At 44.5% G+C, this 13855-nt stretch carries 18 protein-coding genes and 1 tRNA gene; 7 read left to right on the top strand and 12 right to left on the bottom strand.

Annotated elements, in window-relative coordinates:
- Nucleotides 1-12: 12 nt before the first annotated feature.
- Nucleotides 13-1077: a DUF1573 domain-containing protein gene (locus ONT08_RS02630; RefSeq protein ID WP_264959177.1), complete on the top strand. Its 1065-nt coding sequence runs from the start codon at nt 13-15 to the stop codon at nt 1075-1077.
- 13 nt (nt 1078-1090) lie between these two features.
- Nucleotides 1091-1978, top strand: a complete 888-nt coding sequence (locus tag ONT08_RS02625) for a 4-hydroxy-3-methylbut-2-enyl diphosphate reductase (RefSeq protein WP_264959558.1) — start codon at nt 1091-1093, stop codon at nt 1976-1978.
- A gap of 412 nt (nt 1979-2390) precedes the next feature.
- On the opposite strand, the gene cmk is transcribed toward ONT08_RS02625, so the two are convergent.
- Complete coding sequence (gene cmk, locus ONT08_RS02620) at nt 2391-3083, bottom strand: (d)CMP kinase (protein WP_118063612.1); 693 nt, start codon at nt 3081-3083, stop codon at nt 2391-2393.
- Between the two features lie 27 nt (nt 3084-3110).
- The gene (gene porQ, locus ONT08_RS02615; protein ID WP_264959176.1) at nt 3111-4058 is read right to left on the bottom strand and encodes a type IX secretion system protein PorQ; all 948 of its coding nucleotides are present in this window, start codon (nt 4056-4058) and stop codon (nt 3111-3113) included.
- Nucleotides 4059-4160: 102 nt separating this feature from the next.
- Between porQ and ONT08_RS02610 the strand changes: the two genes are divergently transcribed.
- The 5 genes from ONT08_RS02610 to ONT08_RS02590 all read left to right on the top strand — a co-directional run bounded on the left by ONT08_RS02610 (nt 4161) and on the right by ONT08_RS02590 (nt 8433).
- A complete protein-coding gene (locus tag ONT08_RS02610; RefSeq protein WP_118416477.1) occupies nt 4161-4886 on the top strand; it encodes an energy transducer TonB in 726 nt (241 codons plus the stop codon).
- A gap of 48 nt (nt 4887-4934) precedes the next feature.
- Entirely contained in the window at nt 4935-5909 is a 975-nt protein-coding gene (locus ONT08_RS02605; RefSeq protein ID WP_117586974.1) for a polyprenyl synthetase family protein, read from the top strand.
- 77 nt (nt 5910-5986) lie between these two features.
- Nucleotides 5987-6823 carry a TatD family hydrolase gene (locus ONT08_RS02600; RefSeq protein WP_264959175.1) on the top strand — a complete coding sequence of 279 codons (837 nt, stop codon included), beginning with the start codon at nt 5987-5989 and terminating at the stop codon, nt 6821-6823.
- A 140-nt stretch (nt 6824-6963) separates the two neighbouring features.
- Nucleotides 6964-7051, top strand: a tRNA-Ser gene (locus ONT08_RS02595).
- Between the two features lie 122 nt (nt 7052-7173).
- Nucleotides 7174-8433 (top strand): site-specific integrase, encoded by a 1260-nt coding sequence (locus tag ONT08_RS02590; protein WP_264959174.1) that lies wholly within the window; start codon nt 7174-7176, stop codon nt 8431-8433.
- Nucleotides 8434-8458: 25 nt separating this feature from the next.
- Here the strand turns inward: ONT08_RS02590 and ONT08_RS02585 are convergent, their stop codons facing one another.
- The 10 genes from ONT08_RS02585 to ONT08_RS02540 form a co-directional block, all read right to left on the bottom strand.
- On the bottom strand, nt 8459-9406 hold the full coding sequence (locus tag ONT08_RS02585; protein WP_228115042.1) for a DUF932 domain-containing protein: 948 nt from the start codon (nt 9404-9406) through the stop codon (nt 8459-8461).
- A 28-nt stretch (nt 9407-9434) separates the two neighbouring features.
- Nucleotides 9435-9683 carry a hypothetical protein gene (locus tag ONT08_RS02580; protein ID WP_218483450.1) on the bottom strand — a complete coding sequence of 83 codons (249 nt, stop codon included), beginning with the start codon at nt 9681-9683 and terminating at the stop codon, nt 9435-9437.
- Nucleotides 9673-9987: a hypothetical protein gene (locus ONT08_RS02575; RefSeq protein ID WP_264959173.1), complete on the bottom strand. Its 315-nt coding sequence runs from the start codon at nt 9985-9987 to the stop codon at nt 9673-9675. The genes ONT08_RS02580 and ONT08_RS02575 overlap by 11 nt, the downstream gene beginning before the upstream one ends.
- 117 nt (nt 9988-10104) lie before the next feature.
- Nucleotides 10105-10332 (bottom strand): hypothetical protein, encoded by a 228-nt coding sequence (locus ONT08_RS02570; protein WP_153079313.1) that lies wholly within the window; start codon nt 10330-10332, stop codon nt 10105-10107.
- A gap of 156 nt (nt 10333-10488) precedes the next feature.
- Nucleotides 10489-10695, bottom strand: coding sequence for a hypothetical protein (locus ONT08_RS02565; protein WP_264959172.1), 207 nt, complete (start codon nt 10693-10695; stop codon nt 10489-10491).
- Nucleotides 10696-11083: 388 nt separating this feature from the next.
- Nucleotides 11084-11512, bottom strand: coding sequence for a DUF7841 family protein (locus ONT08_RS02560; RefSeq protein WP_264959171.1), 429 nt, complete (start codon nt 11510-11512; stop codon nt 11084-11086).
- A gap of 53 nt (nt 11513-11565) precedes the next feature.
- Complete coding sequence (locus ONT08_RS02555; RefSeq protein WP_153079310.1) at nt 11566-11805, bottom strand: hypothetical protein; 240 nt, start codon at nt 11803-11805, stop codon at nt 11566-11568.
- A gap of 5 nt (nt 11806-11810) precedes the next feature.
- Nucleotides 11811-12335: a hypothetical protein gene (locus ONT08_RS02550; RefSeq protein WP_153079309.1), complete on the bottom strand. Its 525-nt coding sequence runs from the start codon at nt 12333-12335 to the stop codon at nt 11811-11813.
- A gap of 56 nt (nt 12336-12391) precedes the next feature.
- Entirely contained in the window at nt 12392-12838 is a 447-nt protein-coding gene (locus ONT08_RS02545) for a hypothetical protein (protein WP_153079308.1), read from the bottom strand.
- 14 nt (nt 12839-12852) lie between these two features.
- Nucleotides 12853-13836 carry a hypothetical protein gene (locus ONT08_RS02540; RefSeq protein WP_153079307.1) on the bottom strand — a complete coding sequence of 328 codons (984 nt, stop codon included), beginning with the start codon at nt 13834-13836 and terminating at the stop codon, nt 12853-12855.
- Nucleotides 13837-13855 lie beyond the last annotated feature (19 nt).

Genomic DNA, 13855 nt, shown 5'->3' with positions numbered 1-13855 from the left:
AAATAGAATAGTATGAAACGGATGAATATATGGATGCTCTCAGCGCTGTTGGCGCTGCCTGCATCAGCACAGAAGATTACAACCCAGCACGAGGTGGTAGACTGCGGACAGGTGGTGTTCCGCAAGCCTGTAACTGCCGAATTCGTGCTGAAGAATGACGGGCACAAGCCGTTGGTTATCAACAATGTGTTGAAAAGCTGCGGCTGTACGGAGGTAGATTATCCGAAGACGAGCATTGCTGCCGGCGAAAGTTTCGTCATCAAGGCGGTATACGATGCCAAGCAGATGGGTACTTTCACCAAGCAGGTTTGCCTCTATACCAATGCGGATGAAGAGCCGTTCATCCTCTCTATGAGGGGAAAGGTAGTGGGCAGCGTAGTAGATTTCGCTGGTTCTTACGATGAGATGCTGGGTGTCATCAAGAGTGATGCCCAGGAGGTGGAGTTTGATGACGTGAACCGTGGCGACCGTCCGGTTCAGCGCATCCATATCTTCAATCCTACCGACGAATTACTGGAGCCGGTAGTGATGCATCTGCCATCCTATCTTCATGCTTTCGTATCGCCTTCCAAGGTAGCTCCGCGTCATTCTGCCGAAATCAGTTTCGTGCTGGATTCCAAGAAACTGCGTGACCTGGGCTTGAACCAGACATCGGTTTATCTCGGTGAGCGTCCTGGCGATAAGATTGCGCCTGAGAAGGAAATCGTGGTATCAGCCGTTCTTCTTCCTGGTTTCGAAAACATGACTCCAACCAAGAAGGCACTGGCTCCGAAGATAGAGATGTCTGCCACCGATCTCAATCTGGGTAGTTTCAATGGAAAGAAGAAACTGAAGGGTGAGATTCTAATTACCAATAAGGGTAAGTCGGAACTGGATATCCGCAGCATGCAGATGTTTACGATGGGCTTGCAGGTGAACCTGAAGAAGAGTAAGATTCAGCCAGGAGAGACCGTTAAGATGAAGGTGACGGCTGTGGCTGCCGACTTGAAGAAATCGCGTGTCAGACACCCTCGTATCCTCATGATTACGAATGATCCTGACCATGCTAAGGTGGTGGTGAAGATTAATGTACAATGAATTAAAAACGAATATCGTGCAGATAGAAATAGATAACGGCAGTGGGTTCTGCTTTGGTGTAACCACTGCCATCAAGAAAGCTGAAGAGGAGTTGGCTAAGGGCGGTAAACTTTACTGCCTGGGCGATATTGTGCATAACGGTATGGAGGTGGAGCGCCTGCATGAAGCGGGACTCATCACGATAGACCATGAGCAGATGGAGGAACTGCAGGGCGTAAAGGTCTTGCTCCGTGCTCATGGTGAACCGCCTGAAACTTATGCCCTTGCCGAGCGAAACAACATTGAAATCATCGATGCTACCTGTCCTGTGGTGCTCCAGTTGCAGCGCCGCATCAAGAAGCAGTATGTCAACAATCCGGAGGCTCAAATCGTGATTTTCGGTAAGAACGGGCACGCTGAGGTGCTCGGACTGGTGGGGCAGACGGAGAGTCATGCCATCGTGGTAGAGAAGTTTGAAGATGTGAAGCAGCTGAAGGAAAGCGGTCAGCTGGATTTCTCTAAAGATATCTATCTTTACTCCCAGACTACCAAGAGTCTCGATGAGTTCCATCGCATCATCGAATACTGCCAGGAGCATATTGTTGAGGGCGCTGTCTTCAAGAGTTTCGATACCATCTGCCGTCAGGTGGCTAACCGCATGCCTAACATCGCTGCCTTTGCCAGCAAGCATGATGTCATCCTCTTTGTGAGTGGCAGAAAGAGTTCGAACGGTAAGGTGCTTTTCAAGGAATGCAAGAGTGTGAATGCCAACAGCTACCAGATAGAAAGTGCCGACGAGATAGATATGAACTGGTTCAAGGATGTGGAAACGGTAGGTATCTGTGGCGCTACCAGTACGCCGAAGTGGCTGATGGAAGAGTGCAGGGATAAGATTATCAAGGAAAGTTCGGCTCTCTTATAGTGAGAGTTAAGGTGTTGACTATCAGTTGCTTGATACCCTTGTTACGGCGTTTCGCCGTATCAAGGTTAGAGGATAGTTTTATTGTTGATTGAAAAACTTAATATGTTGTTTATTAATAAGTTACCCCATTTGACGTTGTGTTTTACAACGTCAAATGGGTTTATCTTTTATAAACTGTCTGAAAATAAAACAGGTGATAAATCTTCTCCCGAAGACCTATCACCTTCAAAAAACAGTAATTAACTCAAAATTTATAATCTATATCATTACTACCTTGTTAATATGGTTGCAAAGATACTACATTGAAGTTTTTTTCCAAAATCTTTTTCATCGAATAAAATAAATTTATCGGCAGAAGTAGTATATTTAACGCATTTTTGCATAAATAACCCGGCAGTCTCTTTTCTGTAGCTTATTCTGCTATTGCCTTTTGATATTGTTCCATCAGCCATGCCTTCTGTTCAGGAATGGTCATGTTGCTGTTGTCGAGCGTGATGGCATCATCAGCCTTTCTGAGTGGGGAAGTCTCGCGGTGGGTATCGATATAGTCGCGCTCCTCTACATTCTTCAGAATCGCATCGAAGTCGGCTGGCATTCCTTTTTCCTTCAGTTCATCGAAACGGCGCTGTGCTCTCACCTGTGAGCTGGCTGTAACGAAAATCTTCAGTTCGGCATTTGGGAACACTGTGGTACCTATATCGCGACCATCCATCACGATGCCCTTGTCTTCGCCCATCTTCTGCTGCTGCTCTACCAGCGCCTCTCTGACGAAAGGAACGGCGGCAATCGGACTAACGTGGTTGGAAACCTCTAACGAACGGATTTCCTTTTCTACCAGTTCGCCGTTCAGATAGCAGTCTGGGCGACCGGTTGTTTCATTAAACTTGAATGAGATGCTGATGTTCTTCATCTCCTTCTGCAGTTCTTCAGTCTTTACGGCTCCATCTGCTTCGAAGAGCTGATGACGCAGCGCATAGAGAGTTACCGAGCGGTACATGGCGCCCGTATCTACATAAACATAACCTATTTCCTTGGCAAGATCCTTTGCCATCGTACTCTTACCGCAAGAAGAGTATCCGTCTATTGCTATTGTTATTTTCTTCATAATTTCGAACTAACTTTAATGTATAATTTATAATCTGTAACTTACGTTCAGCATGAGACTGCTGCTACTGACGTGATATTTGCCGTAGGCAACGTTCAGATGGAAGCGCTCCAGGTTGATACCGCCACCCACAGAGAAACCGGCTCCATGACTGCTTTCCTCATCTTCTGAGGTGCTGATTTTCATCTCGTTGGCTCTCCGGAAGTTGTAGCCGGCACCTATCCACAGGCTCTCCGAAAGCAGAATGTCGGCACCTACTACGGCATGATCACGAAGACTGCTGTCCCAATGGTTCAGGTTGACCAGTGTGGCTGATACCCTGAACGGTGCGTTGGCGAAGCGTTTCGTCACACCCAACTGCAGGTCGATCGGCATCTTCTCATATTCATTGTCGTAAGCTTTCAGCTGTCCACCCAGATTCTTTGCCGCACATGAAACCGACCATTCCGTTTCAGGGTCGTAATAGTTGATGCCCAGATCCACTCCCACAGCGATAGAATTGTAATCGCCAATATGCGAAGTGATGAATTTGGCGGCAATACCACCTGCGAATTTCTCACTGAGCATATAAAAGAAGTAACCCGCAATGGCAATGTCCTTTGCCGAGAACTCACCCATCTGGATGTTGTTCTCGTCCGTCTCTTTCATCTTGCCGTAGTCAACAAGCTGAGCCGAAACAGCCCACGAAGCCTTGTCGTTGACAATACGGTTGAAACTAGCCGAGGCAGTATTCACCCCCGACATATAGTTCATATAATTGAGATTGACCGTCTTGTCGTTTACTGATGACAGGAGAGCCGGATTATGGAATATGAGTGCCTCATCATCTTCTATCAAGGTGATGTTGTCGCCACCCAGAGCAGCTGCATGAGCACTCACCGGCAAGCGAAGGAAATTATACCCCGTTTGGCTCTCTTGAGCATCAATAATTGTCGCAAAAAGCGTCAATATTGCGGAAATTACATATTTTTTCATTTAAATTTTCTAATTCTTTGGCAAAGATACTGCTTTTTTCAATAATAAGAAGTAATTTTGCAATGTTTTCGTAGGAAATAACGATTTTAAACGGTTTTTATTGTGGAAATTAAGAAATCAAATAGCGCACAACTGGAAGATAAGCGGGTTACATTTTTCCTGCTAGGTTTGCTGCTGGCTTTTACTTTCATCTTCGTAGGACTCCAATATCAGAGAGGTCCGCAGGGAGATGATGACTTGTCTGAATCGATGGAAGATCTTGCACAGGATCTGGAAATGTCGGCTCGTCCCGACCAGAAAGATATGGTGAGTGCAGAGGCTGTTTCGGCTCCTGCTTCTAAGTCAATTACTCAGGAAGTGAAGGCTGCCGAGCAACAGACTCAGAAGGCACCGCAGAAAATCAGTTCTACAACCAGCGAACTGGTTATCGGCGACGGCTCGGGTGTAGTGGATGGAGCTGAGGTGAAGGAAGCGGTTCCTGAAACTCCCATTGAGAATCCGGGAGCTGAGGCTCCTATCAAACTGACCGTCGTGCAGAAGATACCGCAGTTTCCTGGTGGCTGGTCTGCCTTCATGCAGTGGCTTACCAAGAACCTGAAGTACCCTGTAGCTGCCCAGAAAAGTAGGATTCAGGGAACCGTAGTGGTATCCTTTATCGTAAACAAGGATGGAAGTGTTGCCAATATCAAGGTAAGCACTTCGGTAGATCCATTGCTCGACAACGAGGCTTTGAGGGTGATGAAGATGATGCCGAAGTGGAAACCGGGCATCGATAAAGGCAAGGTCTGTCGCACGATGATTGCCATCCCGGTAGTGTTCCAGCTATAAATTATAAATTGTTCATTGTAAATTATACATTATAAATTATACATTATTATGAAGACAGCAGATGAAATTTTAAGCATGGTAAATGAGTTTCTGGCTAATTTGCCTTACGAAAGAAAGCCAAAGTCTCTTTATGAGCCTATCAGATACGTACTTTCTATGGGTGGCAAGCGTATTCGTCCTACGCTCATGCTTCTGGGCTACAATCTTTTCAAGGACAATCCTGAGAAGATTCTGATGAATGCCGTTGCCCTGGAAACTTATCATAACTATACTTTGCTGCATGATGACCTGATGGACAATGCTGATTTGCGTCGCGGTCATGAAACGGTTCATAAGAAATGGGATGCCAATACGGCAATCCTTTCGGGCGACAGCATGCTCGTTCTGGCTTATGAGCGTATGGCTCAATGTGATGAAAAGCATCTTGCCAAGGTGTTGAAGCTCTTTACGACCACTGCCCTGGAAATTGGTGAAGGTCAGCAGTTTGATATGGAGTTTGAAAACCGTAACGATGTGAAGGAGGAGGAATATATCGAGATGATCCGCCTCAAGACCAGCGTTCTCCTGGCTTGTGCCTTGAAGATGGGTGCTATCCTTGCCGATGCTTCTGATGAGGATGCAGAGAACCTGTATAAGTTTGGCGAGCAGATAGGATTGGCGTTCCAGTTGCAGGATGATTACCTCGATGTTTACGGCGATACCAAGGTGTTCGGTAAGGAGATTGGTGGCGATATTACATCCAACAAGAAGACGTATATGCTTATCAATGCCTTCAACCATGCCAACGACGCTCAGCGTGCAGAACTCCAGAAATGGGTGGATGCCGAGGAGTTCGACCGCAAGGAGAAGGTGGCTGCCGTTACCCGTCTATACAACGAGATAGGTATCGACAAAATGGCGCAGGATAAGATAGCCTATTACTTCGAGCAGAGCAAGAAGTATCTGGATGCCGTGAATGTGCCTGCTGAGCGTAAGGAGGAATTGGCAAAGTATGCTCAGAAAATGATGAAGCGACAGTACTAATTGAAGTGAAGAGTGAAGAACGAAGAGTGAAAAATTCATCGGCTTTACTAATCATAAAGTTCAAAGTTGACAGTTCTATGTTCAAAGTAATAGATACACATACGCATTTCGATGCGGAAGAATTTGATGAGGATAGGGCGGAGGCTTTCGCCCGTGCCAAGGAAGCGGGGGTAGGTAAGGTGTTCTTGCCTGCCATCGATGTGAAGACCACACACGCGGTCCTGGCATTGGCTAAGGAATATCCAGGCTATGCTTATCCGATGATTGGTCTGCATCCTGAAGAGGTGAAGGCTGACTGGAAGGAACAGCTGGCTGAACTCCGGAAGATACTGGAGGAGCATCGCATGACCGGTAATGCCAGTCAGGCGGGTTCTCCTCAGTTTTCAGACTTGATTGCTATCGGAGAGGTAGGACTTGATTATTACTGGAGCCGTGAGTTCGAGCATGAGCAGTTGGAGGCTTTCGAGGAACAGGTAAAATGGTCGGTAGAAACCCAGTTCCCGCTGATGATTCATTGCCGCAAGGCGCAGAACGAGATGGTACATCTGCTCAGAAAGTATGAGAAAGAACTGCCGGGTGGCGTCTTCCATTGCTTTACGGGCAACCAGAAGGAAGCAGAAGAACTGCTCTCCTTCGATAAGTTTGTATTGGGCGTCGGTGGCGTATCTACTTTCAAGAGCAGCCATCTGCGTGAAGACCTTCCTGCCGTGGTTCCTATGAACCGCATCGTGCTGGAGACCGATTCTCCTTACATGGCTCCCGTTCCATACCGAGGAAAACGCAACGAAAGCGCCTTCGTGGTAGAAGTGATGAAGACGCTCGCCAAGGCTTATGGCGTAAGCGAAGAGGAGTTTGCCCGGCAGACCAATATCAATGCAGAGCGTATTTTTCCGCTATCCGTATCCCTAGTATAGGCAGTAAGCGTTCAAAACTCCTTAAATAAACATAAAAAAACAATGAAAGTTATGGTATTTCGGAGGAAAAGCAATAATTTTGCACTTCGAAATTGTTGCAGCAGCATGTTGCGGCGATTAAGAAGAGTTCTTCGGAATATGGAAAGGTGCTCGAGTGGCTGAAGAGGCACGCCTGGAAAGCGTGTATTCCCCTAAAGGGAATCGGGGGTTCGAATCCCCCTCTTTCCGCAGAAATCACTGAAAATTAGGTGTTTCCAAAACATCGTATTTTATCCAACTAAGTAGAATCCTGCACATTCTTGCACATTTTTGCACATTTTTGCACAATTCTGCTTGCAAATAGCTTGCAAATGATAACAACGAAACTATACTTAGATACAAGAGCGGTCAAGGACGGAGAGCCTGCACCGCTCAAAGTTGCCATTACGAAGAAGCGACAGGCAGCTTATATTCCTCTTGGTGTCAAATTGAAAAAGGAACAATGGGATGTCAAGAAACAAAGAATAGTTGATGCACCAAACAAGCAGAGATTGGAAATATTTGTCAAGAACAAATTGGTAGAGATTGAAAATGCTATATTGGAACTGCAGATGAAGGGAGAACTTACTAAACAGACTTCAACGCAGATAAAGAATAAGGTTGTAGCCTATCTAGACCCTGATGTTAAGAAGAAAGACTTATTTATAAATAGGTATATAGAATATATGAATAGTCGTTCAGCACAAAGGACCAGGGAAATATATGCAACCACTTTGAAGAAGATGCGCGATTTCGATAGCAAGGTAGATACCTACGCTTTTGAAGATATCTCAAAGGATTGGCTGAAAAGGTTGGATGCCGAGTTGGTAAGACAAGGGTTAAAGAAGAACTCCAGGAATATACATTTCAGAAACATACGTGCCGTTTTCAACGATGCTATCGATAATGAGATAACCAGCCATTATCCGATGAGAACATTCGATATAAATCCGGAACAGACAGAAAAACGTTCTCTTTCTGTAGATGAACTACGTACCTTATTTAATTATAATGTGCAGCCATGGCAGCAGAAGTACTTGGATTATTTCAAGCTTACATTCTTCTTGATCGGGATAAACCCTGCCGATATTCTTAATTGTACGGATGAGAATGTTGTAGACGGAAGATTACTGTATAGACGAAAGAAGACGGGAAGACTGTATAGCATCAGACTGGAACCGGAAGCTATACAGATAATAAATAGGTATAGAGGAAAGACAAAGCTAGTCAATTTCTCAGAGAACATGAGAAACTACAAGCAATTTGTGTGCAAGGCAAACAAGGGACTAAAGGCAATAGGCCCTGTCACTAAAGAAAGGAACGAGAAAAAGAAAGCTCATGATTTTCAGAAGGAATATCATACAAAGCATAATTCTCTGTTTGATCATATCTCTCTGTATTGGGCTAGGCATACGTGGGCAACAATAGCCTTCTCCATAGGAATACCCGAAGAAATCATTGCCGAAGCATTGGGACATTCCCATGGAAACAGGACAACAGCTATCTATATTGACAAGAGTGTTGCCAATATAGACGCAGCAAATAGAAAAGTATTGGATTACGTTCTATATAAGGAGCAACCAAAGGACTAACCCTTGGAAGCTCCTTTCGAACCAATTAAATTATCAGACCATTGGCCTTCATGAAGTTAACCATTGCCCTGTTCTGTGGCAAAAGGGCAGGGATATCCATTCTGTTAGCCTTATACAAGTTGGTAGCAGAATTATACATATCCCAGGCAGTTACAAACTCCTTATCGTGATAGGCCTCCAGCATATCCTCTGTGAAGAGTGTAATCTGTGACTGATTGAGAGGGTAGGTGATATTCTCACGAATAGACTTTCGTGATGTATCTGCCTTTACTCTTGTAGCAGTCATCAAACCAATGAGCAAGAACATCTGTTCTGCAGTAATGCGTGTCTCCTTCATCTTGGCAATACGCTCACGATCAGTCTCGATGATGTGCCGGGCATCTACCAGCCATGACTTTAATGTATCAAGCATTGCTGCCACTTCCATACCGGAACCCTTCTTGCCCTTTTCGGAATAGCTGGACATATACAGTTCTGGAGATAGCATACACTGATTGTGGCAAATCATCACATTCGGACCGAATCCAATCTGAATACCTTTCTGATGGAAGGCTACGGCCACATTAGTAGTAGTCTCATCATTATCAAAATCAGTGATACGAATATTGGCATAAACTCGGCGGAGAATATGCGCCTCTACCGCATGCTGACCTTTGACCGCTTCCACTTGTGGGAGGCGAACCACTCCAGGCGACTGACGGTCTCTGTTCTGTGCTGCAAACATATCATAAACCTCCACATTGTAGCCGAGCTCTGTACACTCATCAATGACCTTATTGAAAAGGTCAAAGTGATAGATGCCACGGAGCGGATTTCCGTAAACATCATCCTCACGGTGTGTGCGACTCAACTGTTCGAGAGTGATAGCCTGGGTCTTGGCTTTCTCGAAATCAAAGAACTTGTCTTCATTAACTGAAGAAGGAACTGCTACCATATCCTCGGCAGCCTTACTCAAATTTGTTGCTGTTGTCATAATCTTTAATATTTTAATTGGTTACAAATTATTTTAATGGAATGCCTGCTTCTTCAAGAAGCTTGATTCTCTCTTCCTTTGTTGCTTTTGTCAAGTTTGTCTCTTTGACAAAATTCCCGGCAGAGTCTCTTGTTATAAGAAAAACATAGTCGGCATGATTGATCCAACTTCTCTGACACTCCTCACGATAGGCATTGGCCTCCTCGTAAGTCTCAAACCCGCTCTTTGTGTCATACATTGAATCATCGCGGGTAACATATAAGCTACTAGTCTTCATTTTTAATCTCAATTATGTACATTAATTCTTTATCTAACACATCCTTCTCTTGGTAAGGAGAATCGTACTTATATACGACTGCATCATCAAGATAAGTTCTTACTCCCTTCATGAAGCCATCTTGTAACACAGAGTTATCTGTTATGTAGACTGCCAGGAAGAAGCCGTTTCGCTCCTGTGTATCTCCTAGGCCAACTGCACTGAAATGACTTCTGAAAGTAGTACCCTGCAACTCGTCGAATGAATACTGTATCATAAGTCTTTTCATCATTTCAAAAAATACTGCTACTTTAATTGCTTTCATATAAGTGACTTGACCGTGTTGTCAAGGGCTTGTTTTATTAATGTTTCATTGCTAAATCTACTATCGCAACGACAAATAGAAAAATTAATCCGTTTATTAAAAGAATGGTACCCATATCTACTTAAAATTAAAGAAGTCCTTAATCTGTTTCTTCTCGTCATCGCTGGCATTCAAGATGTCCTTCACTATGAAATCTGCAAGCGGAGCTAATACTGTATTCATAGCATCAATCAGTTCACCCTGCGCTCCAAGTTTAGAAAGGACACCTGCATATTCACAAAGAAATTCATGGGACGAAATGAATCCCATTTCATAATTCTTTTTGATTTCCTTAATTTCTTCCATCTTTTTAAGATTTTAATTGGTTCAACATAATTTATGGTTAGTCAAAATAACCACTCTTTCTATATGCAAAGGTACAAAAAAAATGTGATATATGCAAATATACCACACTTTATTTTAGTTAAAAATACTAAATTCAACTCGCTGAGTATCAAAGAGTTATATGCTTTTGTAGATACTGCTTAATGTAATGATTTTTGTAGCTTCGCCGACTTTGTCAATCAGATTGGTTACGGCTTCATCCACTTCGCACAAAGCATTATACACATCGTTTGGGATATTTCCTGTCTCCAAACCATTACTACTCATTTTCCAAGTTTGGTTTAGCTGCCTTGCAGCATCCACCATTAATTTAATGTCCGTCATATTTCTAAATTTTAAATGAATATCCTACTAACTGCCTGGCAGAGCCATCCCATCATGTAGCAAGGCTCTTCGTCTTTCAAGTCTATACCTAGTGATTCGCAGATATGAGTGACAACATGAAACATTTCGTGTGTGACAGTATTCACGAACTCATATTCCGTTGTGGTCCTACTGACCGCAACCACGCTCTTTCTACCTGCAAGATTGGAGTAGGTTAGACCTGTGTTCGGCATTCCACGCAAGCAATGCTCCCTTGCGCTTTCGACCGCCTTTTCTGTGCAGCCTATCTGCACAAGGGAGTTGCATACCTCATCGGTATCTGATGATTCCAAACCGTAAAACACAAGAACTTTCCAATCGTACTTTTCTAGATATATCTCTTGACTTATCATAAAATATCATCCCATGGAATGCCGATGCCATTATGGTTGCAGTCGGCATAGAATCTGTTAAAGATGAAACCGTCCTTCTGGTCGGTATCATCAACCATATCTTTCACGAACAAAGCCATATGAGCTTCGTCCTCGATGGAAGACTTATAGAAATCAGCCTTAACCATGTTTGCCACATAGATATGATCATAGCCTACATTATTTTCAAGCGTCACTCCCTGCTTGGTAAGGATGGATTCAACCTTATCCTTATCCATGTATTCAACCTCCTCATCCTTTTTGGTGACAGGGTTGTATTTTCTCATCTGAGCAACTGCCCACTCACAAGCCTTTTTGTTGAAGTGCCAGCCATTATATCTCAGATATGCTATCATTCCTTCTGGCTTCATATCGTAAGCATCCAAAGGTATTCTACATTTTCCCATAGCTCTTTCTTTTAAGGGTGGCAGGGAAAATACCCCCACCACCGAATTAAACATTAGTAACGTCCACCGCCACGGCGACCATAGTAACGTCGCTCTCCATAGCGGTCTTCGTCGCGCCAATCATCATCGTCCCACTTGTCACGATAGTCCGGCATCGGCATACGGTTTCCCATACGCTCGCGCTTCAAACTATCCAAGCACTTCATAACCTTACCACCTGCTCGAACCATTTCCTCGCAGTTGTCAACAAGCTCATCGAACTTGTTTTCCGTAATTTCTACCATATATCCCATAGCAATTACTTTTTAAAATTGTTACCACTGCTCAAAGCCTTAGACAGCATGGACTCAATATTGGATAGCGTACCCTTCATGCCACTAACCTCTGATTTTAGGTTATTGATGTCCTGCTCCTGCTGCTTCTCCTTGGCAATCTGTGGGTTGATTCTAGTGAGCATTTCCTCGCAGGAGCTTATGACTCCATTATGGTAATCTACACTTTCCACGACTCCCTTGGAATGCCGCAACATAGCATCAATCTCAGCGCACATAGCTTCCCTGCTGTCACTGACAACAACACCTTCATTGCCGAAGTTTACTATCTGTGCCGTTGAAGGCAACTTTTCAAAGTTTACTTGCTGGTCTTCTACTTGCACCTTAACATCTACCGTAGTTTCTAATGTCGGTGTTTGACCAGGCACGTAGCTTGGGTATTTCTGTTGAGGATTGCTAACCGATATTACTTGACCGATTCTTAGTGTCGGCTTTTCTCCTCCCTTGTCTAAGATGTAGAAGAGAGAAGACTGTCTTAGTCCTTGAAACATTTTCTTTCTCTTTTAATGGAGCAGATGTTGCCACCTGCTCCGTAGTTAATACTCCGTTAGCCGCCTGTAGGCTGCTGAAACCCAAGCAGTCGGATAATACCGCTCTTCTTATTGATGTATGCCAAAGCCTCCGTAGTTTCAGAAACGTTAGCTCCCGTCACTGCCTTTCCCACATGATCAACAACTGGCACCTTTGTTGTGCCGGAAGTAGTTCCGCTAGTGTTAGCAGTTCCGTTAACAGTGGTCGAACCACTATTTGGAGTTACGATTGTAACAGGAAGTGTCGCACTTGCAGCGGCAACTCCTTGATGTATCTTCAAGAGTACAATGCACTCGCAAGGCAAAGCATTGTAGTAGCAAGGATTGATACCATAATCTACACTAGCATCTGTGACCTGCTGAGCATTTGTCTTCAGCTCATAGATACCGCCTACATCAATAAGTTTGATTTGGTTTCTCTGACCGATTGGAATAAATGGATTGAATGGATATAAAGGGAACATAGTTACCTCCTTTCCTAACAACCGCATCCTACAGTTGAACGAGAAGCCGCTACATCACCTGCATAAGCTCCCATGGCGGCAGCAGTATAAACGTCCTTGTTGAATACTCCGTACTGAGGGTACTGAACACTGATGGTATTAGGCAACTTGCACTTGATGCCAGCCACCTCTGCCTGCAGTGCAGCCAAAGCTGCATTTACTGGTGTGATAACCTGTGCCTGATAAGCCTGCAAAGCCTGTGTCTGATGCTCGTTTGAAATCTGAGCAAGCAGGGCACTATTCTTCTCTCTCAAAGCATCGAGCTTATCCTGCATTGCCTGTGTCTGCATCTGATCCAACTTAGCCAAGACAGACTGATTGTTAGCATCAGCCTTGTCACGGAGCATCAAAGCATTGGCATTTGCCGTATCATTGATGGCGTGGGTCTGCTGACAGATAGACAACTTGAGGTTGCCATCCATTGCAGTTATGGCGTTATTGGTCTTGCAGCAGCATTCTGCCAACTGAGTAGCGATGGCATTGTTACCCTGCATGATAGCAGTCAAAATCTGATTAGCATTCATGCCCATCTGATTGCCGAGGTTGCAAATCTGATGACCTAAGCCATTGATTGCAGCCATGACTGCGTCACTTGATGTGTTGAGGGCTGTAGCCAAGCTCTGAACGTCGAAACCATTGCGCTGAACAGCCTGCATGATAACGGCTGTATTGGCATCATTGTTAAGCATTGGCACAACACCGCCCTGTCCGTTAGAACCCATGCAGCGATTACCTCCGAAGAACCCCATACCATTATTGCCCATAAGGATGAACAAGAGGAGGATTGCAAAGATGTCTTCACCCCAACCATTTCCGTTTCCACGGTTGTTCAAGAGTGCAATAAGACCTGGGTCAACACCCTGTCTCTGCATGAGTGCAGGAAGCATAGCCAAGATTCCATTAGAGCCTGTGCCGCTTGTGCCGCTCTCTGGATTGAACACGTAAGTTTTACTTTCCATATCCCGAATTTTTAATTTA

This window comes from Segatella copri (assembly GCF_026015465.1).
GTDB lineage: Bacteria > Bacteroidota > Bacteroidia > Bacteroidales > Bacteroidaceae > Prevotella > Prevotella copri_E.
The sequence above is the reverse complement of the archived record's forward strand: the minus strand, read 5'-3'. Positions and strand labels throughout refer to the sequence as shown.